General features: G+C 67.4%; 19 protein-coding genes. 10 read left to right on the top strand and 9 right to left on the bottom strand.

Translation table 11 applies throughout. The features are described from left to right. Positions 1–152: 152 nt before the first annotated feature. From GO615_RS14675 to GO615_RS14665, 3 genes are all read right to left on the bottom strand, one after another. The gene (locus tag GO615_RS14675; RefSeq protein ID WP_169129308.1) at positions 153–1160 is read right to left on the bottom strand and encodes a M48 family metallopeptidase; all 1008 of its coding nucleotides are present in this window, start codon (positions 1158–1160) and stop codon (positions 153–155) included. Then, positions 1160–2566, bottom strand: coding sequence for a YjgN family protein (locus tag GO615_RS14670; protein ID WP_246262295.1), 1407 nt, complete (start codon positions 2564–2566; stop codon positions 1160–1162). Before GO615_RS14670 ends, GO615_RS14675 begins: the two co-directional genes overlap by 1 nt. 180 nt (positions 2567–2746) lie before the next feature. Further along, positions 2747–3343: a Yip1 family protein gene (locus GO615_RS14665; protein ID WP_169129306.1), complete on the bottom strand. Its 597-nt coding sequence runs from the start codon at positions 3341–3343 to the stop codon at positions 2747–2749. A gap of 135 nt (positions 3344–3478) precedes the next feature. Here GO615_RS14665 and GO615_RS14660 point away from each other — a divergent pair, with 135 nt between their 5' ends. Next, complete coding sequence (locus GO615_RS14660; protein ID WP_169129304.1) at positions 3479–3973, top strand: DNA-deoxyinosine glycosylase; 495 nt, start codon at positions 3479–3481, stop codon at positions 3971–3973. Further along, positions 3970–5271: a TIGR03862 family flavoprotein gene (locus tag GO615_RS14655; RefSeq protein WP_169129302.1), complete on the top strand. Its 1302-nt coding sequence runs from the start codon at positions 3970–3972 to the stop codon at positions 5269–5271. The genes GO615_RS14660 and GO615_RS14655 overlap by 4 nt, the downstream gene beginning before the upstream one ends. A gap of 297 nt (positions 5272–5568) precedes the next feature. Here the strand turns inward: GO615_RS14655 and GO615_RS14650 are convergent, their stop codons facing one another. Beyond that, entirely contained in the window at positions 5569–5814 is a 246-nt protein-coding gene (locus tag GO615_RS14650) for a tlde1 domain-containing protein (RefSeq protein ID WP_169129300.1), read from the bottom strand. Between the two features lie 130 nt (positions 5815–5944). Next, positions 5945–6343: a fluoride efflux transporter CrcB gene (gene crcB, locus GO615_RS14645; protein ID WP_169129298.1), complete on the bottom strand. Its 399-nt coding sequence runs from the start codon at positions 6341–6343 to the stop codon at positions 5945–5947. A 229-nt stretch (positions 6344–6572) separates the two neighbouring features. On the opposite strand from crcB, the gene GO615_RS14640 reads away from it, so the two are divergent. From GO615_RS14640 to GO615_RS14615, 6 genes are all read left to right on the top strand, one after another. Next, a complete protein-coding gene (locus GO615_RS14640; RefSeq protein WP_169129296.1) occupies positions 6573–8309 on the top strand; it encodes a glutamine--tRNA ligase/YqeY domain fusion protein in 1737 nt (578 codons plus the stop codon). Between the two features lie 90 nt (positions 8310–8399). Then, a complete protein-coding gene (locus GO615_RS14635; RefSeq protein WP_169129293.1) occupies positions 8400–9563 on the top strand; it encodes an efflux RND transporter periplasmic adaptor subunit in 1164 nt (387 codons plus the stop codon). 8 nt (positions 9564–9571) lie between these two features. Then, the gene (locus GO615_RS14630) at positions 9572–10264 is read left to right on the top strand and encodes an ABC transporter ATP-binding protein (RefSeq protein WP_169129291.1); all 693 of its coding nucleotides are present in this window, start codon (positions 9572–9574) and stop codon (positions 10262–10264) included. 170 nt (positions 10265–10434) lie between these two features. Then, a complete protein-coding gene (locus GO615_RS14625) occupies positions 10435–11643 on the top strand; it encodes an ABC transporter permease (protein WP_169129289.1) in 1209 nt (402 codons plus the stop codon). Further along, entirely contained in the window at positions 11640–12839 is a 1200-nt protein-coding gene (locus GO615_RS14620; RefSeq protein WP_169129287.1) for an ABC transporter permease, read from the top strand. The genes GO615_RS14625 and GO615_RS14620 overlap by 4 nt, the downstream gene beginning before the upstream one ends. Before the next feature lie 133 nt (positions 12840–12972). Continuing rightward, positions 12973–13278 carry a hypothetical protein gene (locus GO615_RS14615; RefSeq protein ID WP_169129285.1) on the top strand — a complete coding sequence of 102 codons (306 nt, stop codon included), beginning with the start codon at positions 12973–12975 and terminating at the stop codon, positions 13276–13278. Here GO615_RS14615 and GO615_RS14610 read toward each other — a convergent pair. Then, a complete protein-coding gene (locus GO615_RS14610; protein ID WP_169129283.1) occupies positions 13222–14427 on the bottom strand; it encodes a pseudouridine synthase in 1206 nt (401 codons plus the stop codon). The genes GO615_RS14615 and GO615_RS14610 overlap by 57 nt on opposite strands. A gap of 275 nt (positions 14428–14702) precedes the next feature. Here GO615_RS14610 and GO615_RS14605 point away from each other — a divergent pair, with 275 nt between their 5' ends. Beyond that, positions 14703–15434, top strand: a complete 732-nt coding sequence (locus tag GO615_RS14605; protein WP_211167126.1) for an IclR family transcriptional regulator — start codon at positions 14703–14705, stop codon at positions 15432–15434. Between the two features lie 42 nt (positions 15435–15476). Here GO615_RS14605 and pbpG read toward each other — a convergent pair whose 3' ends face one another. The 3 genes from pbpG to GO615_RS14590 all read right to left on the bottom strand — a co-directional run bounded on the left by pbpG (position 15477) and on the right by GO615_RS14590 (position 20241). After that, a complete protein-coding gene (pbpG, locus tag GO615_RS14600; protein WP_169129279.1) occupies positions 15477–16559 on the bottom strand; it encodes a D-alanyl-D-alanine endopeptidase in 1083 nt (360 codons plus the stop codon). 178 nt (positions 16560–16737) lie between these two features. Beyond that, the gene (locus GO615_RS14595) at positions 16738–17868 is read right to left on the bottom strand and encodes a patatin-like phospholipase family protein (protein WP_169129277.1); all 1131 of its coding nucleotides are present in this window, start codon (positions 17866–17868) and stop codon (positions 16738–16740) included. A 96-nt stretch (positions 17869–17964) separates the two neighbouring features. Then, positions 17965–20241: an NADP-dependent malic enzyme gene (locus GO615_RS14590; protein WP_169129275.1), complete on the bottom strand. Its 2277-nt coding sequence runs from the start codon at positions 20239–20241 to the stop codon at positions 17965–17967. 333 nt (positions 20242–20574) lie between these two features. On the opposite strand from GO615_RS14590, the gene GO615_RS14585 reads away from it, so the two are divergent. Further along, on the top strand, positions 20575–22422 hold the full coding sequence (locus tag GO615_RS14585; protein ID WP_169129255.1) for a phosphoenolpyruvate carboxykinase (GTP): 1848 nt from the start codon (positions 20575–20577) through the stop codon (positions 22420–22422). The last annotated feature ends 85 nt before the right edge of the window (positions 22423–22507 follow it).

The following is a 22507-nucleotide window of genomic DNA, read 5'->3' as shown; positions in this document are numbered from 1 at the left end:
TTCGGGGTCGTCGGCGGGACCGCCATGCCCCAACAGTCGCAGGCGGTCGTTCATTGCCCGCCGGGCGGCGGGTCACATCGGGAAAGTCGCGCAGATTATGCCAGAACGGGCGGATGGGGCATCACTCGCGCGCCCAGCCCCATCCGCACCGCTCATTCCCCCGCGGCGGACAGGATCAGGCGCACGCGTTCGGGCGTCGGCGGGTGGGTCGAAAGGTAGCCCCGCTTCTCGTCCGCGTCCGGATCGACCCGCTGCAGGATGTCGACGAGGCGCTGCGGGTTGATTCCATGACTGCGCAACGTGTCGACCGCGTGGCGATCGGCTTCTCGCTCGAAATCGCGCGAGTAGCCCATCTGCGTGAGCATCAGCGGCAGCGCGGTGACCGCCGAGGATACGGACGAAATGTCGCCGACGACGAGGGTCGAGAGCAGGCCCAGGAAGGAGGCCTGCAGCGAGGCGCGCATTGCGTGGCGGTGCGCGACGTGGCCGATCTCGTGGGCAAGCACGCCGATGAGCTCCTCGTCGTGCTGTGCACGCTGGATGAACTGGTCGGTGAAGATGATGGTGCCCGCGGGGAGCGCCAGCGCGTTGGCGCCGATGGTGCCTGCGGCATCGCGGAACAGGATCCGAACGGGGCGGCCGTCCCCCACGAACGGAGCAAAGACGGCCTGCAGGCGGGTCTGCTCCTGCGCGGGCAGGCGGCTTGGCTTGAGGAGTTGGCGGTCGAGGAGTTCGAGCACGACGGTCTCGGCGTGCGCATTGAGCTCGACGGGCAGCGCATGCGCCGCGACGCGCGCCAGCGCCGGGACGCCCCACTGCACGCAGGCCCAGACGAACACGACGGTAAACGCCAGCCCGACGAGGGCATAACGCAGCTTCGACTCCAGCCGATGCGCGAGCCCGTTCGCGGGCGCACGGCGCGCGAGGAGCCGGTCGACCGCGTCGTTATCGGCAGTCTCGAAGCTGGCGCCGCCCGGAAAACGAATAAAGCGCGGCGTATTGCCGACCCGGGACGAGAACTCGACGCCATCGAGTTCGCAGGCGGGATGCAGTGTTTCGCCCGCCGCGCCCTCGACCCGCAGAAGGCCGTTCGCGACCGCCACGCTCGCCGGATGGCTGCGCGAGCTGTGGCCGTCGAAGAAGTGCCCCTCGAGCCGCATCAGATGCCCAGGTCCACGTCGAACAGGTCGCCGATCTCCCCGCCGGCGGCGGACACCTGTTCGCGCTGCACGGCAGCGAAGGCGTCGAGGTCGCCGTCGGCCACCAGCGAGATGTGCTCGGCGGCGTAGCGGGCACTGCGGACCTTGGCCCAGGGATAGAACAGGCCGAAGGTCAGGCCGAGCGCCAGCGTGTTGGTGAGCATCAGCATTGCGTAGGAGCCGAAGCGGTAGTTCGCCTGCAGGAGATGTGCGCCGAGCGCCGTGTTGTTGTAGCGGAGATTGGTGATCATCACGTTGGACACCGCGAAGATCGCCAGATACGCGGCAGGCATCGCCACAAGGCCCAGCGGCGGGAACACCGCACCCGCCAGCATGGAGAGCAGGAAGCCGCCCACGCCGATGCCGATGACGGCCAAGGCGATCATGTAGAACGCGCCGGCCCGCGCCTCGAACCGGAGCGGTTCGACACCGTAGCGGCTCCTGCCGATGATGAACTGCTGCTGTCGATACGCCGCGTAGGGCAGGAGCAGGCCGAGCGTGATCGCTCCGGCGATCGGCCACAGCAGGAACACGCGATAAGCCTCGCCGAGGCGACCATCGAAGCCGAAACGCACGCCGCGCCAGGCGGAGTTGTGGTTCCGGAAGGCGAGCCCGCGCACCATGATCCAGGGGAAGATCGCGAGGAAGACCAGGGTCACGACGATACGAAGCAGGGGAACGAAGCCGTCTGCAAGGATGTAGACGAGGACCAGCGCGAAGGCGATCAGGCGGCCCTTGAGGATGCTCAGCGGTTCGGCCAGATACGCGAAGCTCGCGCCCTCGCAGCGCGTATTGCCGTAAAAGTAGCGCTGCGTGCGTACCTTGGCCCAGGCCGAATAGATCCCCAGCGTGACGATGCTGAGGACGAGGTTGACGATCCAGATGCGAAAGAACTCGAAGCCGTTGCCGGAAAACTCGAAAGGCAGCTCGCGCGGCTGATCGTTGTCGCGGGCGGCGGAGGAGACCAGGGGCGTCGGGACAATGGACGCAGTCGCAGCACGCAGATCGGACGCGCCGCTCTGCTGCGAAGTCGCCGTCGGCTGTGGCGCGACGCTCGCCGGAAGCGGCGCCTCACGCGTCACTTCTGCGTCGGATGTCCGCATGACCGGCAGCGGGTCGGGCGTCGCGGGCTGTACCTCGTCGAGTCGGACCACCATGCCGATGCCGGCAAGCCGGCCGAGGAATGCGTCCGCAGCCGCGCGATCGAGGTTGCGCTTGAGCACGACGCGCGGATGACCGAAGATCTTCTCGACGTCTTCTGCCGACACGCGGAATAGTTGCCCGAAACGCTGCATCACCTGTTCGCGCTCGAAGCCGTCCAGGATGCCGCCTTGAAACACCAGCGTATAGCTTGCCTCTGCCATCATGTCCCCGAGGATTCGTCACACGCGCCCGACCGACGGTCGCGGCCGCAGGATGCGACCTCATGCGCCTCATCAAATGACATGATGGTAACACCCCGCACCACCACCGTCGTCATAAGGGCGGCGCAGGGCAACAGAACGGGCGCCGGACGCCTCGCGGCATCCGGCGCGGCAGGCATGCGTTCAGCGCAGCCCGACGATCATGCTCATCGCGAGCGCGAGCACGACCAGCAACGCGCCCCAGGCGATCACGCCCGCCGTGAGCACGAAGGAGCCCATCAGGCGGGACTTGCTCGTGTCCTCGAGCTTGAAGAGCGGATAGACGCCGTGATAGATGAGCGCCGCCGAGGCGACCCACGCAGCCGCGACGGCGATCCCGGCCACCCAGGCGGAGGGGATGAACAGCGCCAGCGCGGAGAGCCACAACGGAGTCGGCGCAACCGCGGCGAGGATGAAGGACTCGGAGTACGGCGGCTTTGCATCCACGACGTCGCCCATCTGCTGGATGATGGATGCCATCAGCGCGACCATCGCCAGTTCCGCGACATAGAACGCCACTGCGGCGGCGAGTGCCTCGGCGACGCTGATGTGCGGCACCAGCTCCGGGAACACCGCGCCCGGCGTGGCGAACATCGAGTACAGGAACATCGCCGGCGGGATCAGGGACATCGGCATCACGTACATCGTGAAGATCTTCGCGACGGTCGGATGGACCTGGATCAGGTCCTGCCAGCCCTCCGAGTACGAGTAAAGCATCTTGGGCAAGTTGTGCGTATTCATTGCGACCTCCTTGTCTCCTCCGATGGGACAAACATTCGACCGGCCGCCGCGGCAAACGATCCTTCCGCATGCACGTCTTGCGGGAGCGGGCGCGGCTCGGTACCGTGCGTGCCGTCTCCCGCCACGCGCAGCCCGATGTCCCGACTTGAAGGATTCCCGCCGATCGCCCTGCCCCATGCGCACACCCTGATCCTGGGCAGCATGCCGGGGGCGGCCTCGCTTGCCGCCGGTCAGTACTACGCCCATCCGCGCAACGGCTTCTGGCCCATCGTGTGCGCGGTACTGGGCATCGACGCCGCCCTGCCGTATGCGGAGCGCACGCGGCGCTTCGCCGAGTGCGGCTACGCGCTGTGGGACGTTCTCGGCGCGTGCCGGCGCCGGGGCAGCCTGGATACGGACATCGAACCCGCGTCGATGGAGGTGAACGATTTCGCGACCTTCTTCGCCGCGCATCCGGAGATCGCGCGCGTATTCCTCAACGGCACTGCGGCCGCGACGCTGTTCCGGCGGCACGTCGCGCCTGCGCTCGGCGCGACGATCGCCTGCACGCGGCTGCCATCAACGAGTCCGGCGAACGCGAGCTGGTCGTATGCACGGAAGCTCTCAGCCTGGCAGGAGATTGCACGATGAGCGACAGGACGGCACCGCGGGTCGCGGTAATCGGCGCCGGCCCGGCCGGGCTGATGGCGGCGGAAACGGCCGCGGCGCGCGGCTGCACCGTCGACGTCTACGACGCGATGCCTTCGCCGGGGCGCAAGTTCCTGCTCGCGGGGATCGGCGGGCTGAACCTCACCCATGCCGAGCCGTCGGCAGCCTTCGTCACCCGCTACCGCGAACGACAGGCCGAGCTCGCGCCCCTGCTGGAGCGTTTCGGCGCCGCCGCATTGCGCACCTGGGCGGCGAAACTCGGCATCGAGACCTTCGTCGGCAGCTCCGGCCGCGTCTTTCCCAAGGAGATGAAGGCCGCGCCACTGCTGCGTGCCTGGCTGCACCGCCTGCGGCAGGCGGGGGTGCGCCTGCACGTGCGGCATCGCTGGCTCGGCTGGGATGACGCGCGCGGCGGGGACAAGGATCCGACGCGCGGCCTGCGCTTCGCGACGCCCGAAGGGGAATGCCTCATTGCGGCCGACGCGTTGATCCTCGCGCTGGGCGGCGGCAGTTGGGCAAAGCTCGGCTCGGACGGCGCCTGGATGCCATGGCTCGCGCAACGCGGCGTGGAGCTTGCCCCGCTGAAACCGGCAAACTGCGGTTTCGACGTCGGCCTCCTCGCCGGCAACACGGCAGCCGGCTGGAGCGCGCATTTTCGCGAACGCTTCGCCGGCGCGCCGGTGAAATCGGTTGCGGCCCACATCACGGACGCCCGCGGGCAGACGCACGAACGCGCAGGCGAGTGCATGATCTCGGCCAGCGGCATCGAGGGCGGGATGATCTACGCGCTGTCGGCGCCGCTGCGCGACACGATAGAGGCCACCGGTTCGGCGACGCTGCACCTCGACCTCGCGCCCGGTCGCAGCCTTGAGCGCCTCGCGACGGATCTCGCGCGGCCGCGCGGCGCGCGCTCGATGGCGAGCCACCTGCAGAGCAAGGCCGGGATCGAGGGCGTGAAGGCGGGCCTGCTGCGCGAATGCACGACGAAGGACGTCCTTGCCGACGCAAACCGCCTCGCCGCCGTGATCAAGGCCCTGCCGATCGTGCTGGCCGCGGCGCGCCCGCTCGACGAGGCGATCAGCAGCGCGGGCGGGGTGCTGTTCGAGGCGCTCGACGACCGCCTGATGCTGCGCGCGCTCCCCGGCGTGTTCTGCTGCGGCGAGATGCTCGACTGGGAGGCACCGACCGGCGGTTATCTGCTCACGGCCTGCTTCGCCACCGGAAGGGCTGCAGGGCTGGGCGCCGTTGATTGGCTCGATGCGCTACATGCTGGCGACTGAGCGTCACGGCATCGAAATTGACGCCCCGCCGATCTTCCGTTCAGGTATTTCGCGCTTCCCGCCCTTTCAACCACGCCCGCGAGACACTCTATACACATAGCCAGGCGAGAAGAACCGAGGTTGCGACAACCACGATCAGCTCCAGGTCGGAGACAAATGACGGATCCTGCCCGCGCCGGATTCGCGCATTGAGCCAGGTCCAGGCGGCCTCGGACCAAGCGGAGGCAAACCAGGTCCGCGCAAAAAAATAAGTCAGCCCAAGACAAAGCGCGATGCGAACGACAGACAGGAGCGTCATCACCGAACCACCAGCGTTCCATATGCCTTGAGCTGCCGCCCTTGGACCTTCTGAGGCTGCGCACTGCGCAGGATGCTGCGAAGAAGGATGTAATCCTGTTCGCGCTCGACCACGATGCATCCCTCGCTCCTCCCGAGCCTGCCTTTCGGGTGAAGCCGGAAGTTTCCTCTTGCGAGCTCGTTGCAAAATGTCTCGTCGTCGATCCGGCCGTCCACCGCATAGAGAGCGAATGCACAATGAAACATGCGTGACTCCAGATTCTGCGCAGCACGGCAAGTGTCACGCGGGCGGGGGGGACAACGCGACGATAATGGCATCAGCATTCACAAATTCCAGTATCCCGGCGCGCTCGCCCAACTGGCAGAAGCCCCCTCCTCAGCCGCGCCACGCGTTGAATGCCGCGTAGCCCGCCCAGGCCATCGTAAGCGATCCCAGCACGTGCAGTAGCGTGTGCAGCGCGAGCCAAGCCCATTCGCCGCGCTGCACGAGGTGCAGGCCTTCCGCGGAGAAGGTCGAGAAGGTCGTGAGTCCGCCTAGGAAGCCGGTGGTGAGCAGCAGGCGCAGGGTCGGCGACATCTCCGGCACCGCGTGGATCCACGCCAGCGCGGCGCCCATCAGCAGGCCGCCGAGCAGATTGGCGCAGAGCGTGCCGAGCGGAACCACCAGGAAGAGCGGGTTGAGCAGCAGGCCCAATCCCCAGCGCAGCCACGCGCCGAGTGCGGCGCCGATACCGATCGCCGCGAATGCGGGCAGGGTCGCCAGCGGCGCGCTCATCGCCCGGCTCCCGTGCAGACAAGGGCGCTTCCTGACATCGGGCGCGCCCCGCGCAGGCCGGTTCGGCTGAAATGCATGAGTCGTCCAGTGAATGGCAATCGGATGGAATTCTAGCCCAGCACGGCCCGCACCCGATGCCCCGGCCCGCGCCGGGGGCTCATTCCGGGCGCCGACGCGCTAAAATTGCCGATTCGTGTAATTTTCGCCCTTAGAACCGAGGCTTCTCCCCGTGTCCGACACTCCGAAATCCGGTGCCGCCGCTGCCGCACCGGCGAGCAATTTCATCCGCAACATCATCGACGAGGACCTCCGGAGCGGCAAATGGGGCGGGCGGGTCGAGACCCGATTCCCGCCCGAGCCCAACGGCTACCTGCACTACGGCCACGCCAAATCGATCTGCCTGAACTTCGGCCTCGCGCAAAGCTACGCCGGCGTGTGCCACCTGCGCTTCGACGACACGAACCCTGAGAAGGAGGAGCAGGAGTACGTCGACTCCATCGTGGAGGCGGTGAGCTGGCTGGGCTTCGACTGGGATAAGCACCTGTACTTCGCGTCCGACTATTTCGACAGGATGTACGCCTGCGCCGAGTACCTCATCACGGCCGGCAAGGCCTACGTGGAGTCGCTCTCCGCCGAGGAGATGCGCGCCTACCGCGGCACGCTGACCGAACCGGGGCGCGAGAGTCCCTACCGCGGCCGCAGCGTCGAGGAGAACCTCGACCTCTTCCGCCGCATGCGCGCGGGCGAGTTCGCCGACGGCGAGCATGTGCTGCGGGCGAAGATCGACATGGCCTCGCCCAACATCAACCTGCGCGACCCGGCGATCTACCGCATCCGCAAGGCGCACCACCACCGCGCCGGCGACAAGTGGTGCATCTACCCGATGTACACCTTCGCGCATCCGATCGAGGACGCGATCGAGGGCATCACGCACTCGATCTGCACGCTGGAGTTCGAGGATCAGCGCCCCTTCTACGACTGGCTGCTGGATGCGCTCGCGACGGGCGGCTTCTTCCCCCGCCCGTTGCCGCAGCAGATCGAGTTCGCCCGCCTCAACCTGACCTACGTGGTGCTCTCGAAGCGCAAGCTGATCCAGCTCGTAGAGGAAGGCCACGTCGCCGGCTGGGACGACCCGCGCCTGCCGACGCTGGTGGGCGCACGCCGCCGCGGCTTCACGGCCGGGGGCTTCCGCCTGTTTGCGGAACGCATCGGCGTGACCAAGTCGGACACCTGGATCGACTTCAGCGTGCTCGAGGAATGCATGCGCGAGGACCTCAACGAGGCTGCCGAGCGCCGTGTTGCGGTGCTCGATCCGCTCAAACTCGTGATGACGAACTACCCCGAAGGCCAGAGCGAGTTGTGCGAGGCGCCGAACCATCCGCTCAAGCCCGAACTCGGCAAGCGCGAGATGCCGTTCTCGCGCGAGCTGTGGATCGAGCGCGAGGATTTCATGGAAACGCCCGTCAAGGGCTTCCATCGCCTCTACCCGGGCAACATGGCGCGCCTGCGCTACGGTTACGTCGTGAAATGCACGGGCTGCGAGAAGGACGCCGACGGCAACGTGACCGCCGTGCTGTGCGAATACCTGCCGGATACCAGGTCGGGCACGCCGGGCGCCGACAGCGTCAAGGTGAAGGGCAACCTGCACTGGGTGTCGGCCGCACACGGCTACGAGGCCGAAGTGCGCCTCTACGACCGACTGTTTGCCCACCCCTACCCCGGCAACCGCCGCGAGGGCGACCCCGAGGATTTCGAACGCAGCTTCATCGACGACCTCAACTATGATTCCAAACGCACCATCCGCGCGGTGCTGGAACCGGCGCTGCGCAATGCCGCACCGGAGGAGCGCTTCCAGTTCGAACGCCACGGCTACTTCGTCGCCGACCGCGTGGATTCGCAGGCTGGCGCGCCGGTGTTCAACCGCACCGTGACGCTGAAGGACTCCTGGGCCAAGGCCAGGAGCTGAGGAAGCAAGGCGCCCTGCGCGGTTGCGCGTCCCGGACGAAGGGCGGATCATCGACCTGGACATGCCGTTTGGAAACCACGCAGGAGCCTCATGAAACCCTTCGTCCGACGCAGCCTGATCGTCTTCGTCGTCCTCGCCCTGATCGGCGGGGGGATCTGGTGGTTCACCCGGCCGAAGCCGATCGCCGTGCGGCTCGTCGAGGTCGCCCGCGGCACGGTCGAGGCGACGCTGTCGAACACGCGCGCGGGCGAGATCGAAGCCTGCCAGCGCACGAAACTGTCGACCATCATCGGCGGGCGCATCGACTACCTCGGCGTCAAGGAAGGCGACCGCGTGCAGGCCGGGCAGGTGCTGCTGCGCCTGTGGAACGACGACCAGGAGGCGCGCCTCACGGTCAATCGCGCCCAGCTCGAGACCGCGCGCAAGCGCGTGCAGGAAGCCTGCTCGCAGGCCGACAATGCCGAGCGCGAGGCTGCGCGCCAGGAGGATCTGTTCCAGCGCAGGTTCGTCTCCACCTCACGCGTCGAGCAGGCGCGCACCGAGGCGCGGGCGCGCCGCGCCGCCTGCGAAACCGCCCGCGCCGACACGCGCACGGCCGAGGCGCAGATCGCCGCGACATCCACCGACCGCCAGCGCACGGTGCTGATCGCGCCGTTTGCCGGCACCGTCGCGAAGATCACCGGGGAGCTGGGCGAATACTCGACGCCGTCCCCACCGGGCGTGCCGACGCCGCCTGCGATCGACCTCATCGACGACAGCTGTCTCTATGTGAAGGCGCCGATGGACGAGATCGACGCGCCGAAGATCCATCCCGGCCAACCCACACGCGTGACGCTCGACGCCATGCCGGGCAAGGTTTTCGACGCACGTGTAAAACGCATCGCGCCCTACATCACGGCCGTGGAGAAACAGGCGCGGACGGTCGAGGTCGACATCGACTTCGTGAACCCCGAGGACGCCAAGGGGCTGCTCGTCGGCTACAGCGCGGACGCCGAGATCGTGCTGGCCGTACGCGAGAACACGCTGCGCGTGCCGACCTCCACGCTGCGCGAGGGTAATCGCGTGCTGCTTTACCGCGCCGATGACGGCCTGCTCGAGGAGCGCGTGATCAAGGCCGGCGTCTCGAACTGGGAATTCACCGAGGTGCTCGAAGGCCTCGCCGAAGGCGACCGCATCGCCGCTTCGCTCGAACGCGAAGGCGTGAAGGACGGCGCCCGCGTACGGCCGGAAAACGGGGCCGGGGCCTCGCGCTGAGGGCGGCGATGGCGCAGATCGAACTCTCGGGCATCGAGCGCGTCTTCAAGCTCGGCGACAGCGAGGTCCATGCACTGCATGAACTGAGCGTGTCGATCGAGCGCGGGGAATACGTCGCCGTGATGGGCCCGTCGGGTTCGGGCAAGTCGACGCTGCTGAACCTGCTGGGCCTGCTCGATCGCCCCAACGCAGGCACCTACCACCTCGAAGGCCGCGACGTCACGACGCTGTCGCCGGACGAGCAGGCGGAGGTGCGCCGTACGCGCATCGGCTTCGTGTTCCAGAGCTTCCATCTGGTGCCGCGCCTCACGGCCGCCGAGAACATCGCGCTGCCGCTGATGCTTGCCGGCATCGCTCCCGCCGAACGCCATGCGCGCGTGGCGCAGGCGCTGAAGGACTTCGGACTCGAAACCCGCGCGAGCCACCGCCCCGACGAGCTCTCGGGCGGCCAGCGCCAGCGCGTCGCGATCGCCCGCGCGACCATCATGCGCCCGGCGGTGATCCTCGCCGACGAGCCGACCGGCAACCTCGACCGTTCGACCGGCCAGGACGTCACGCATCTGCTGGAAGAATTGAACGCGTCCGGGGTGACGCTGATCGTCGTCACCCACGACCCTGTCATGGGCGGACGCGCCCGCCGGCGCCTGTTGATGGAAGACGGGCGCCTGCTGCAGGACGTGCGCGAGCCGGCCCCCGCATGAGATGAAACCACTATCACGCTCGCGTTACCCGCTGCCCCCAATAGGGGACGCAGGCCTCCCTTGGGGCAGCCCGGCGGGAGGCCTGAGATGAGACGCCCCCCACGCTCGTGTTACTCGCTGCCCCCCAAGGGGGCGCAGGCCTCCCTTGGGGCGGCCCGGCGGGAGGCCTGATGACACCCGCCGACACGCTGCGTTTCGCCACTCGCGCCGCCACCGGTTATCCGCTGCGCACCGCGCTGATGGTGCTGGCGATGTCGATCGGCGTGGCAGCGGTCGTCGTGCTCACGGCGCTCGGCGACGGCGCGCGACGCTACGTCGTGAATGAATTCTCGGCCCTCGGCAGCAACCTCGTGATCGTGCTGCCCGGCCGCACCGCCACGGGCGGGCTCGGCCTCGGCAACATCATCACGAGCACACCGCGCGACCTCACGGTGCGCGACGCCGAAGCCCTCCTGCGCGCCCCGCTGGTCACCCGCATGGCGCCGCTGTCGGTGGGCAACTCCGAGATCGCCTGGGGCGGACGGTTGCGCGAGGCGATGGTCGTGGGCACCAGCGGCGACTACGTCGACATCCGCGCCTTCCGCATGGCCGAAGGCAGCTTCCTGCCACGCGAGGACCTCGGCCGCGCCTCGGCGGTCGCCGTCCTCGGCACCAAGCTCCGCGCCGAGATCTTCGGCAACGAGCCGGCGATCGGCCGCATCGTGCGCGTCGGCGACCGGCGCCTGCGCGTGATCGGCGTGCTCGACAAGACCGGGCAGGGCCTGGGCATGAACACCGACGAACTGGTGTTCGTACCGGTCGCGACCGCGCAGGCGATGTTCAACACCAACAACCTCTTCCGCATCATCGTCGAGGCGCGCAGCCGCGAGGCGATCGGGCCGGCGAAGCAGCAACTCGAGGACATCATGCGCCTGCGCCGCGAAGGCGAACTCGACGTCACGCTGATCACGCAGGACGCGGTGCTCGGCACCTTCGACCGCATCCTCGGCGCGCTGACGATGGCGGTCGCGGGCATTGCGGCGATCAGCCTCGCGGTGGCCGGCATCCTCGTCATGAACGTGATGCTGGTCGCGGTGACGCAGCGCACCGCAGAGATCGGCCTGCTCAAGGCACTCGGTGCCACCGGACGCAACATCCGCCTCGCCTTCCTCACCGAGGCCGCACTGCTGTCGCTCGCGGGTGCGCTCGCCGGCTTCGCGCTGGGGCATCTCGGCGCATGGGCGCTGCGCCTCGCCTTCCCGGTCCTGCCCGCGTGGCCGCCCGACTGGGCGGTGTTCGCCGGCATCGGCACCGCGCTCGCGACCGGCATCCTGTTCGGCGTGATGCCCGCCCGGCGCGCGGCACGCCTCGACCCCGTGCAGGCCCTGTCCCGCCGATGAGCCTGCGCGATTTCATCCAACTCGCGCTGCGCTCGCTGCTCGCCCACCGCCTGCGCAGCTTCCTGACCCTGCTGGGTATCGGCGTCGGCATCGCCGCGGTGATCCTGCTGACCTCCATCGGCGAGGGCCTGCACCGCTTCGTGCTCAACGAGTTCACGCAATTCGGCACCAACATCATCGAGATCACGCCGGGCCGGCAAGGCACACGCGGCGGACCGCCCGGCCTGCCGAGCACGGCCCGCCAGCTCACCCTCGACGACGCGCTCGCGCTCGAACGCGTGCCGCACGTCACGGGCGTAACCCCGATCGTGTGGGGCAATTCGGATGTCGAAGGCGCGGGCCGCGTGCGTCGCACGAGCGTGTATGGCGTCGGCCCGGAAATGCATCGCATCTTCTCGATGCATGCGCGCGTCGGGCGCTTCCTCCCGCCCGACGACCCGAACGGCGCGCGCGCCTTCGTCGTGCTCGGCGCCAAGCTGAAGTACGAACTCTTCGGCAACGCCAACGCGCTGGGCGAGCGCCTGCGCATCGGCGGCGAACGCTACCGCGTGATCGGCGTCATGGAGGAAAAGGGCCAGTTCCTCGGTGTCGACCTCGATGACACGGCCTACATCCCGACCTCGCGCGCGCTCTCGCTCTATAACCGCGAAGGGCTGATGGAGATCAACGTCACCTACGACGAAGCGCTTCCCGCGTCGCTCGTCGCGCCCGGAATACGGAAGGTGCTCGTCGCCCGCCACGGCCAGGACGACGTCACGCTCACGACGCAGGAAGACATGCTCGCGCGCCTGTCCAACATCCTCGACATCCTCACCGCCGCGGTCGGCGCGCTGGGTGGCATTTCGCTGCTCGTCGGCGCAGTGGGCATCGTCACGATCATGACCATCGCCGTCACCGAGCGCACCAACGAGATCGGGCTGCTCGTCGCGATCGGCGCGCGACGGGCGACCATCCTGGGCCTCTTCCTCGCCGAGGCGGTCGCCCTCGCCGCCATCGGCGGCGTGCTCGGGCTGATTGCCGGGGCGGGCTCCGCTCGGCTCGTCGGACTGATCCTGCCGGCCCTCCCGGTCCATACGCCCTGGCATTTCGTCGTCATCGCGGAGGGGCTCGCGGTGGTGATCGGACTCCTCGCCGGCGTGCTTCCCGCGATCCGTGCCGCGCGCCTCGATGCGGTCGCGGCACTGCGCGCCGAATAACCATTTGTGCATCGCGGGATTTATTGAGCCAGATCAATTCCACGCGATTCGAGCGGGCACCCCGAGCCGATGCTGACTAGATTGGAATTACAAAAATTCCCTTTTTCTGCATAACCGCTTGAAGGAGTTCGTCATGACCTTCCTCGACTCTCCCATCGGCCGCTGCGAAGCCGTCCGGGAAATGGTGCTGCTGGATGAAACGCAGAAGGAGTGCGCCCACGAGCATGGTTGCCCGGACGGTTTCGACTGCCCGCTGAAAGGCTGGTTCACGGAACAGTCCGGGGTCAGCGATCCCGCCAGCCTGCCGGTCAAGCGCGCAGCGCGGCGCCGTCGCGGCGCCGCGGCGACCAGGCCCACGCCCCTGAAGGCACGGGCGAAGATGTCAAAACCGCTCGTCTTCGTGGAGAAAGCGCCATTGCCCGAGCGGAAGGTCGCCTAGCCGGACCCGCCCGATCCGTATGCGCTTGAGGCCCACCACCTTCAGGCCGACCAGCTCGCACATGCGCCGGATCTGACGCTTGCGGCCCTCGCGCAGAACGAAGCGCAGTTGATCCTCGTTGATCCACTCGACCTTGGCGCGCCGCAGCTTGCGGCCGTCAAGCTCGAGGCCGTGGTTCAGCAGCGCGAGCCCGCGATCGTCGAGCTCACCCTCGACGCGGACGAGGTATTCCTTGTCCACCTCGGAATCATCGCCGATCAACTGGCGCGCGATGCGGCCGTCCTGCGTCAGCACGAGCAGGCCGGTCGAGTCGATGTCGAGGCGTCCGGCCGGCGCCAGGCCCTTGAGATGCGCAAAATCGAAGGGCTGCGCGGTGTCGCGGTCGAACTGGTTGGCCGCACCGATCAGCGAAACGGCCGGCTCGTAGCCGGGTTCGGGCTGGCCCGACACGTAGCCGACCGGCTTGTGCAGCAGGATCGTGGCACGCTGGGACTGGCGTCGGCTCGCCTGCGGTGCGAGCGTGATCTCCGCATTCGGGTCGATGCGGGTGCCGAGTTCGGACACGCACTGGCCATCCACCAGCACCCAGCCACGTTCGATGAACTCATCGGCCTCGCGGCGCGAGCACAGGCCGCGTTCGGCCATGACTTTCGACAGGCGCACGCCTTCGGCCGCAGCCGCCGGCGAGGCAGTCGCACGGGGCGCCGGCCGCGCCTCAATGGGGCGCTCTCCGCGCCGGGCACGCGGCGCAGGCGCGCCCGAGGCGGCCTGCCTGCGCTCGGTGCGTTCGCTCCCCGGCTTCGCTGGCGCCTTGCCGCCGTCCCTGCGCGGACGGGGCGCGGCAGCCGCCCCGGCGCCTGCCTGCGGACGCGGCTTGCGCCCCGGCGCCTCGCCCGCGTCGCGCCCGCCTTCCTGCGTGCGTCCGGCCTTGCGAACCTGCGCCTTCTCGTCGCCGGCCGCCGGTTTCGACTTCGCGATTGCCTTCGCATAGCCGGGCTGGAAGCGCGCACGCACGCCAACGCGGCGCTGCGTCTCGGCAGTCGGGGCTTCGTCCTGCTTCTTCACGCCAAGCGTGCGGCGCGGCGCGGCAGTTGCGTCTTCCTGTTCGGGGGCGTCGCCGGGCGTACCGGCATCCTTCGAGCGCTTCATGGTGACAATCCGGGTCACAGGCACACCCGCGCATCGTGCGGACGAAGCCTTGAAAAAACAATGCCCGGCATCGCCGGGCGCAATTTTCGAAGTATATCGGCTGGCCGCTGCAGCTTCCAGCGACGCAACGGCGGCATTGCAGGAAGCGCCGCGGCATTTCACTAGGCGAAATCAACCCGGCCGGCTAGAATGCGCGCAACTGCACATCCCTTAGCGATCGCGTGAGCACCAACACCCCCACCGAAACCAAGAATCCGATCCAGGTCGTCGAGCGCATGATGAAGCTGCTCGACGTGCTGGCACAACACCCGGACCCCGCCGCGCTCAAGCAGATCGCCCAGGAAACGGGCTTGCACCCGTCGACCGCGCACCGCATCCTGAGCGCGATGGCGCAGAGCGGTTTCGTGGAGCGCGGAGAAGGAGGCACCTATCGCCTGGGGATCCGGCTGCTTGAACTCGGCAGCCTGGTCAAGTCGCGCATTTCCCTGCGCGAAACGGCAATGCCGGCGATGCTCAAGCTGCATGCGGCCACGGGTGAGAGCGTGAACCTCGGCATCCGCGCCGGCGACGAGATCGTCTACGTCGAGCGGACCTCCAGCGGCCGCTCCGCCGTGCGCGTCGTGCACATCGTCGGCGCACGTGCCCCGCTGCACACCACCGCCACCGGCAAGCTCTTCCTCGTCGAGGACGGCTCCGAGCGCGTGCGCGAGTATGCTCGGCGCACCGGCCTGCCCGGCTCGACGCCGGCCTCGATCACCGAGATCGGCATGCTCGAGAAGGAGCTCGACAAGGTCCGGCGCCACGGCGTGGCCTTCGACCTGGAAGAAGTGGAGATCGGGGTGCGCTGCATCGCAGCGGGCGTGCGCGACGACAGTGGCGAACTGATCGCCGGCCTGTCGGTGTCCACCCCCTCGGAGCGCTTCAGCCCCGACCGCGCCCCGCTCGTGCGCGAGGCCGCGGACGAGATTTCCCGTGCGCTGGGCTACGTCAAACGCCCCGCGCGCTGAGCGCCGCCCCGGCACTGCCGGGGGAGGCGCGTTCACGCAAGCTCAGATGTTTTCCTTGCCGGCCGCCGTCGCCACGCGCTGCGGGCCGGCGGCCTCGAGCCATTTCTTGATGCGCACCGCGTCCGCGGTGCGCGAGTAGCGGCCGTCGGAGTCCATCAGCACGATGATCACCGGCTGCTTCAACAGCCAAGCCTGCATCACGAGGCAGCGGCCCGCCTCGCGAATGTAGCCCGTCTTCTGGACGCCGATTTCCCAATCGGGGTTGCGCACGAGCGAATTGGTGTTGCCGAAGCGGTGCATGCGCGAACCGATCTGCACGTAACGCTCGGAAGTCGTCGAGAACTCGCGGATCAGCGGATACGTCGACGCCGCCGACACCATGCGCGCGAGGTCGTGCGGGCTCGACACGTTTTCCGGGGTAAGGCCGGTCGGATCGGCGAAATGCGTTTCGGTCAGGCCGATCATGCGCGCCTTGACGTTCATCGCCGCGATGAAGGCCGCCTCGCCCCCGGGATAGTGGCGCGCGAGTGCCGACGCAGCGCGGTTCTCCGACGACATCAGCGCGAGATGCAGCATCTCCTCGCGCGTCAGGCGGGTGCCCAGCGCGAGGCGCGAGCCCGTGCCCTTGAGCGTGTCGATGTCGCCTTCGGAAATCGTGATCTCCTCCGACAGGCTCTGGCCGGCATCGAGCACGACCATCGCCGTCATCAGCTTCGTGATCGACGCGATCGGCAGCACGGAATCACTCTTCCTCTCGAGGATCACATGGCCGGTGTTCTGGTTCATGACGAGGAAGGCCGAGGAGCGCAGATGCGGCAGGCCGGCGGCATCAAGCTGCAGCGGCGCACTGTCGATCGCCGCTTCGGGGATCACGGCATCACGACGCAACGACACCTTGACGCGGCGTGCTTCCTGACGCGCGACCGCCTTGCGGCTCACGCGCTTCTTCACCGTCTTCTTGGCCGGCGCGCTGACCGAGCGCTTCGCGGACTTCTTGACGGACTTCGTCACGGTTCCAGTCGAATCGGACCCGGCCGCCCGCGTGGCGGCGGAAGCGGGGAGAGTCCAGCCCGCCTGCATCATCGCGAGACTGACCATCGCGATCGCCAGATTACGGAATTTCATGTTGTGGCCTGAAACAAAAGTAACACGGAAGGGAACAACATCCGTCTCATTACTATTCTTATGCAAATTAAGCAGATATCAAGTCTTTTTGAAGTATTCCGCGAAAAATTTCTTACATCGCGTCACACGTCCGTCCAAACTAACAGTTTAGATGACCCTGCGCCGTACATGGCGAACGTTACACACGGAGGAAAGCCGCCACTTCGCTGCGCCGGTCCATCGTGTCCTTGTAACCGAGCTCGATGAGCGCCTGCGTGAAGGGCGGTTCGAACAGCAGGTAGGACAGCAGCGTCGATCCGTCGCGGCGCATCGCGCCGATGCCGCGCAGCACCGTGCGCAGCGCGAGCGGCAGGCTTTCGCGGTGGCGCCCGGCGATCGCATCGAGCCGCTGCGACGGTGAAATCACGAGGGTTTCGATCGGCCGCAGGTTGACGCCGGCTGCGGCGCGCTGTTCCGGACTCATCGCCCCGGCCGTGATGTTGATGCGCTGGAGCCGCTCGAGGTCCACGGACAGGCTGTCGAGGAAGATGCTCGACAGGGCATGGCCGGCGATCTGCGCGAGCGAAGGGTAGCCTTCGGAGCGCTGGCGCCCCTCCTCCGCCAGCCGCCCTGAGCCGATCACGAGGATGCGGTCGGCCCCTAGATGGATCGCGGGACTGACCGGCGCGAGCTGGCGCATGGAGCCGTCGCCGAACCATTCGCGGTTGATGCGCACCGGCGGAAACACGAATGGAATCGCGCTCGTCGCCAGCAGATGATCGACGCCGATCGACGCCCGCATGCCAAGCCGCTGCATGCGCCGCCACGCCTGCACCTCGGGCACGGCCTCGAAGAAGGTGAGGCTCTCGCCCGAGGAATAGCCCGATGCCGCCACGCTCACCGCGTGCAGGTGACCCTGCTCGATGCTGCGGCCGATGGCCGAGAAGTCCAGCACTTCGGTGAGCAGACGACGCAGCGGGGAATTGTCGAGCAGGGAGCGCGGCGTCTGGTGTATCGCCCAGCCCAGCGTCAGCGCCGACGCCCAGCGCAGGCCGTTCGCAAGCAGTGCCGCGGCGTCCGCACGATACACCTGGTCGACGTGGAACTGGCGCCAGATGCGCGCGAGCATGCGCACGCCGCGGGTGAAATCGCTGGAAAAGACCGCCAGCGCGACGGCGTTGATGCCGCCCGCCGAGGTGCCGCACAGGATTGGAAACGGATTGCCCGCCTGCCGCCCGCGGATCTCGCGGATCGCCGACAGCACCCCTACCTGGTAGGCGGCGCGCGCGCCGCCTCCCGTCAGTACCAGCGCAGCCTTGCCTTCAGCCATCGAGCCTCCGGTCGCTTGCGGACACTACCGGGAAAATCTTGCCACGCGGGTGCCGGCCGGGGAAGGCCCGCACCCGCGTTTTCACGGCCAGGTGCGTCAGATTTGACGCTGCGCCGCTTCGACGGCCGTCAGTGCGGTCATGTTGACGATCCGGCGCACGGTCGCCGAAGGCGTGAGGATATGCACCGGACGTGCCGCACCGAGCAGGATCGGGCCGACCGTCATGCCTTCACCCGCCGCCGTCTTGAGCAGGTTGAAGGCGATGTTGGCGGCGTCCAGCGTCGGGAAGATCAGCAGGTTGGCAGCATCGCGCATGCGCGCATTGGGGAAGATGCGCAGGCGCAGCTCGGCGTCGAGCGCCGCGTCGCCATGCATCTCGCCCTCGACCTCGAGCTCGGGGTGACGCTCGTGCAGCAGACGCAGCGCGGCGCGCATCTTCTCGGCAGTCGGCGAGTCGGCGCTACCGAAGGACGAGTGCGACAGCAGCGCGACCTTGGGCGAAATGCCGAAGCGCGCCATCTCCTCGGCCGCCAGCAAGGTCATCTCCACGATCTGTTCCGGCGACGGGTCATAGTTGATGTAGGTGTCGGCGAGGAACAGCGTGCGCTCGGGCAGGTTCACGACGTTGAGCGCATAGCAGTGCTTCACGCCCTCGCGCCGGCCGATGACCTTCTCGATGAAGTCGAGGTGCAGCCGGTGCATGCCGTAGGTGCCGCAGATCAGGCCGTCGCCATAGCCCTGCTTGAGCAGCAACGCGCCGATGAGCGTGGTGCGGCGGCGCACTTCCTTCTTCGCGTACTCGACCGAGACGCCCTCTCGCTCCATCAGGCCGTGGTAGTAGGTCCACAGCTCCTTGAAGCGCGGATCGGAATCCGGGTTTACGAGCTCGAAGTCATGGTCGGCGCGCATGCGCAGGCCGAAGCGCTCGATGTTCGCATTCACGACATCGGGGCGGCCGATCAGGATCGGGCGCGCGAGGCCTTCATCGACGACGGTCTGCACCGCGCGCAGCACGCGCTCGGACTCGCCTTCGGCGAAGATGATGCGCTGGTTCTGGCCGCGCGCTGCGGCGAACACGGGCTTCATGATGAGGCCCGAATGCCACACGAAGTTGTTGAGCTGGGTGCGGTAGGCATCCCAGTCGGTGATCGGGCGCGTCGCCACGCCCGAGGCCATGCCGGCCTCGGCCACCGCCGGGGCGATCTTGACGATCAGGCGCGGATCGAAGGGGCGCGGGATGATGTATTCGGGACCGAAGCCCGACACCTTCTCGCCGTAGGCGGCGGCGACGATGTCGCTCTGCTCGGCGCGCGCGAGCTCGGCAATCGCCTTCACCGCGGCGAGCTGCATCTCGTCGGTGATCGTCGTCGCGCCGACGTCGAGCGCGCCGCGGAAGATGAAGGGGAAGCACAGGACGTTATTGACCTGGTTCGGATAATCCGAACGGCCGGTGGCGATGATCGCGTCGTCGCGCACCGACTTCACCAGTTCCGGCAGGATCTCCGGGGTCGGATTCGCGAGCGCGAGGATCAGCGGCTTCGCCGCCATCTTCGCGACCATCTCGGGCTTGAGCACGCCGCCCGCCGACAGGCCCAGGAACACGTCCGCGCCCTCGATGACCTCGGCGAGCTTTCTCGCCTCGGTCTTCTTCGCGTAGCGCGCCTTGATCGGATCCATCAGGGCAGTGCGGCCTTCATACACGACGCCTTCGAGGTCGGTGACCCAGATGTTCTCGACCGGGATGCCGAGCTTCTCGAGCAGGCCCAGGCAGGCGAGCGCCGCAGCGCCCGCGCCGGAAGTGACGAGCTTGACCTTCTTCAGGTCCTTGCCCAGCAGGTGCAGGCCATTGAGGATCGCCGCGCCGACGACGATCGCCGTGCCGTGCTGGTCGTCGTGGAAGACCGGGATCTTCATGCGCTCGCGCAAGCGCGACTCGATGTAGAAGCACTCGGGGGCCTTGATGTCCTCGAGGTTGATGCCGCCGAAGGTGGGCTCGAGCGCAGCGATCATGTCGATCAGCTTGTCGGGGTCGTTCTCGGCGATCTCGAGGTCGAAGACGTCGATGCCGGCGAACTTCTTGAACAGCACCCCCTTGCCTTCCATGACCGGCTTGGCGGCGAGCGGGCCGATGTTGCCGAGACCGAGCACTGCCGTGCCGTTGGTGACCACGCCGATCAGGTTGCTGCGCGCGGTCAGGTTCGCGGCTTCCGCCGGTTCTTCCACGATCGCGTCGCACGCGGCGGCAACGCCGGGCGAATAGGCCAGCGACAGGTCGCGCTGGTTGGAAAGCACCTTCGTGGGGGTAACCGAGATCTTGCCCGGCCGCGGATAGCGGTGATAGTCGAGCGCCGCAGCGCGGATCAGTTCGTCCATGTGATGTCCCGTCATTGTTGTAATCAATCTCTCGCGGTCGTCGCCGACCGTCTCCCGAACCTGCAATGATGCCGCGGATTGCAGCCGGGAGACAGCCCCGCCGGAATGCGGCGGAACGACCGAACGCCGGGGAGCGAAGAAGCTGTTTTCCGTCGGCCCCGCTGGCGTGGCATAATATTAGGCTTTCGCCGACTGCGGTTTACCCTAGTAGTTTCCGCAAGGCCGGCACCACAAGAAGGTCCGAAGACCCGTTCAAAACCCCGCCAGGACGCGTGGCTGCGAGCTCCAGGTGGGTTACCGCTTTTGCTTCTGCAATCTGGAGAGCTTTTCACCATGACTCAACGCTTGTCCGCCGAGACCATCCTGGCCGGCGCGCCCGCTTACATCCGCCACGCCGGCCTGAAGAAGTGGGTCGCCGAAATCGCCGCACTGACCGAGCCCGACCGGGTCTACTGGTGCGACGGATCGGTCGAGGAATACGACCGCCTGTGCGCCGAAATGGTGGACGCGGGCATGCTGATCAAGCTCAATCCGGAAAAGCGCAAGAATTCCTACCTCGCGTGGTCCGACCCCTCGGACGTCGCGCGCGTCGAAGATCGCACCTACATCTGCTCGAAGAACAAGGACGACGCCGGTCCGACCAACAACTGGGAAGACCCGGCCACCATGCGCGAGACCCTCAACGGCCTGTTCAAGGGCTGCATGCGGGGTCGCACGCTGTACGTGGTGCCGTTCTCGATGGGCCCGCTCGGTTCGCCGATCGCGCACATCGGCGTGGAGATCTCCGACAGCCCCTACGTCGTCACCAACATGCGCACGATGACGCGCATGGGCAAGGCCGTGTATGACGTGCTCGGCACCGACGGCGAGTTCGTGCCCTGCATCCACTCGGTCGGCGCCCCGCTCGGGCCGGGCGAGAAGGATTCGCGCTGGCCGTGCAACCCGGACACCAAGTACATCGTCCATTACCCCGAGACGCGCGAGATCTGGTCCTACGGCTCGGGCTACGGCGGCAACGCGCTGCTGGGCAAGAAGTGCTTCGCGCTGCGCATCGCCTCGACGATGGCGCGCGACGAAGGCTGGCTCGCCGAGCACATGCTGATCCTCGGCGTCGAGTCGCCCGAAGGCGAGAAGACCTACGTCGCGGCGGCCTTCCCGTCGGCCTGCGGCAAGACCAACTTCGCCATGCTGATCCCGCCGAAGTCCTTCAACGGCTGGAAGATCTACACCGTCGGCGACGACATCGCATGGATCAAGCCGGGCAAGGACGGCAAGTTCTACGCCATCAACCCCGAAGCGGGCTTCTTCGGCGTCGCCCCGGGCACGTCGGAAAAGACCAACTACAACGCGATGGCGACGCTGAAGGAGAACATCATCTTCACCAACGTCGCGCTGACCGACGACGGCGATGTGTGGTGGGAAGGCATGAGCAAGGAAGCCCCCGCACACCTGATCGACTGGCAGGGCAAGGACTGGACGCCGGAGCTGGCCAAGGAAACCGGCCGCAAGGCGGCGCACCCGAACTCGCGCTTCACCGCGCCGGCAAGCCAGTGCCCGTCGATCGACCCCGCTTGGGAAGACCCCGCCGGCGTGCCGATCTCGGCCTTCATCTTCGGCGGTCGCCGCGCGACCACCGTGCCGCTGGCCTACCAGGCCTTCAACTGGAACTTCGGCGTGTACATGGCGGCGACCCTCGGCTCGGAGACCACCGCTGCCGCGTTCGGCGCGCAGGGCGTGGTGCGCCGCGACCCGTTCGCGATGCTGCCCTTCTGCGGCTACCACATGGGCGACTACTTCAACCACTGGCTGAAGATGGGCCACGTGGTCGAGAACACGCCGAAGATCTTCTGCGTGAACTGGTTCCGCATCAACGAGAAGGGCGAGTTCATGTGGCCCGGCTTCGGCGAGAACATGCGCGTGCTGAAGTGGATCGTCGACCGCGTGCGCGGCCGCATCGGCGCGAAGGAAACCTCGCTCGGCTGGATGCCCAAGTTCGAGGACATCGACTGGACCGGCTCCGACGTCACGAAGGAGGAGTTCGAGGCCCTGACCCAGGTCGACGCCGACGCCTGGAAGAAGGAACTGGAGCTGCACAAGGAATGGTTCGACAAGTTGCAGGATCGCCTGCCGCGCGCGCTGACGCTCAAGCGCGAGATGTTCGAACTGGCCTTGTCGGTCTGAGTTCTCCGGCCGGCCCAGGCCGGCTGAACGAGCAAAAGCGCCGAGTGTCGGCGCTTTTGTTTTTTCCGTCCCCTACAATTTCACA

The sequence above is a fragment of the Aromatoleum evansii genome (genome assembly GCF_012910805.1).
Taxonomy (GTDB): domain Bacteria; phylum Pseudomonadota; class Gammaproteobacteria; order Burkholderiales; family Rhodocyclaceae; genus Aromatoleum; species Aromatoleum evansii.
This window is presented reverse-complemented; position numbering and strand designations above follow the sequence as displayed.

Bases quoted from the DNA above. Each gene is read 5' to 3' on its own strand.
- GO615_RS14585 (WP_169129255.1), top strand. From the start codon at position 20,575: ATGACTCAACGCTTGTCCGCCGAGACCATCCTGGCCGGCGCGCCCGCT.
- GO615_RS14665 (WP_169129306.1), bottom strand. From the start codon at position 3,343: ATGAATACGCACAACTTGCCCAAGATGCTTTACTCGTACTCGGAGGGC.
- GO615_RS14660 (WP_169129304.1), top strand. From the start codon at position 3,479: ATGTCCCGACTTGAAGGATTCCCGCCGATCGCCCTGCCCCATGCGCAC.
- GO615_RS14630 (WP_169129291.1), top strand. From the start codon at position 9,572: ATGGCGCAGATCGAACTCTCGGGCATCGAGCGCGTCTTCAAGCTCGGC.
- GO615_RS14610 (WP_169129283.1), bottom strand. From the start codon at position 14,427: ATGAAGCGCTCGAAGGATGCCGGTACGCCCGGCGACGCCCCCGAACAG.
- GO615_RS14675 (WP_169129308.1), bottom strand. From the start codon at position 1,160: ATGCGGCTCGAGGGGCACTTCTTCGACGGCCACAGCTCGCGCAGCCAT.
- GO615_RS14605 (WP_211167126.1), top strand. From the start codon at position 14,703: ATGATGAAGCTGCTCGACGTGCTGGCACAACACCCGGACCCCGCCGCG.
- GO615_RS14655 (WP_169129302.1), top strand. From the start codon at position 3,970: ATGAGCGACAGGACGGCACCGCGGGTCGCGGTAATCGGCGCCGGCCCG.
- GO615_RS14615 (WP_169129285.1), top strand. From the start codon at position 12,973: ATGACCTTCCTCGACTCTCCCATCGGCCGCTGCGAAGCCGTCCGGGAA.
- GO615_RS14625 (WP_169129289.1), top strand. From the start codon at position 10,435: ATGACACCCGCCGACACGCTGCGTTTCGCCACTCGCGCCGCCACCGGT.
- GO615_RS14620 (WP_169129287.1), top strand. From the start codon at position 11,640: ATGAGCCTGCGCGATTTCATCCAACTCGCGCTGCGCTCGCTGCTCGCC.
- GO615_RS14635 (WP_169129293.1), top strand. From the start codon at position 8,400: ATGAAACCCTTCGTCCGACGCAGCCTGATCGTCTTCGTCGTCCTCGCC.
- crcB (WP_169129298.1), bottom strand. From the start codon at position 6,343: ATGAGCGCGCCGCTGGCGACCCTGCCCGCATTCGCGGCGATCGGTATC.
- GO615_RS14670 (WP_246262295.1), bottom strand. From the start codon at position 2,566: ATGATGGCAGAGGCAAGCTATACGCTGGTGTTTCAAGGCGGCATCCTG.
- pbpG (WP_169129279.1), bottom strand. From the start codon at position 16,559: ATGAAATTCCGTAATCTGGCGATCGCGATGGTCAGTCTCGCGATGATG.
- GO615_RS14595 (WP_169129277.1), bottom strand. From the start codon at position 17,868: ATGGCTGAAGGCAAGGCTGCGCTGGTACTGACGGGAGGCGGCGCGCGC.
- GO615_RS14650 (WP_169129300.1), bottom strand. From the start codon at position 5,814: ATGTTTCATTGTGCATTCGCTCTCTATGCGGTGGACGGCCGGATCGAC.
- GO615_RS14590 (WP_169129275.1), bottom strand. From the start codon at position 20,241: ATGGACGAACTGATCCGCGCTGCGGCGCTCGACTATCACCGCTATCCG.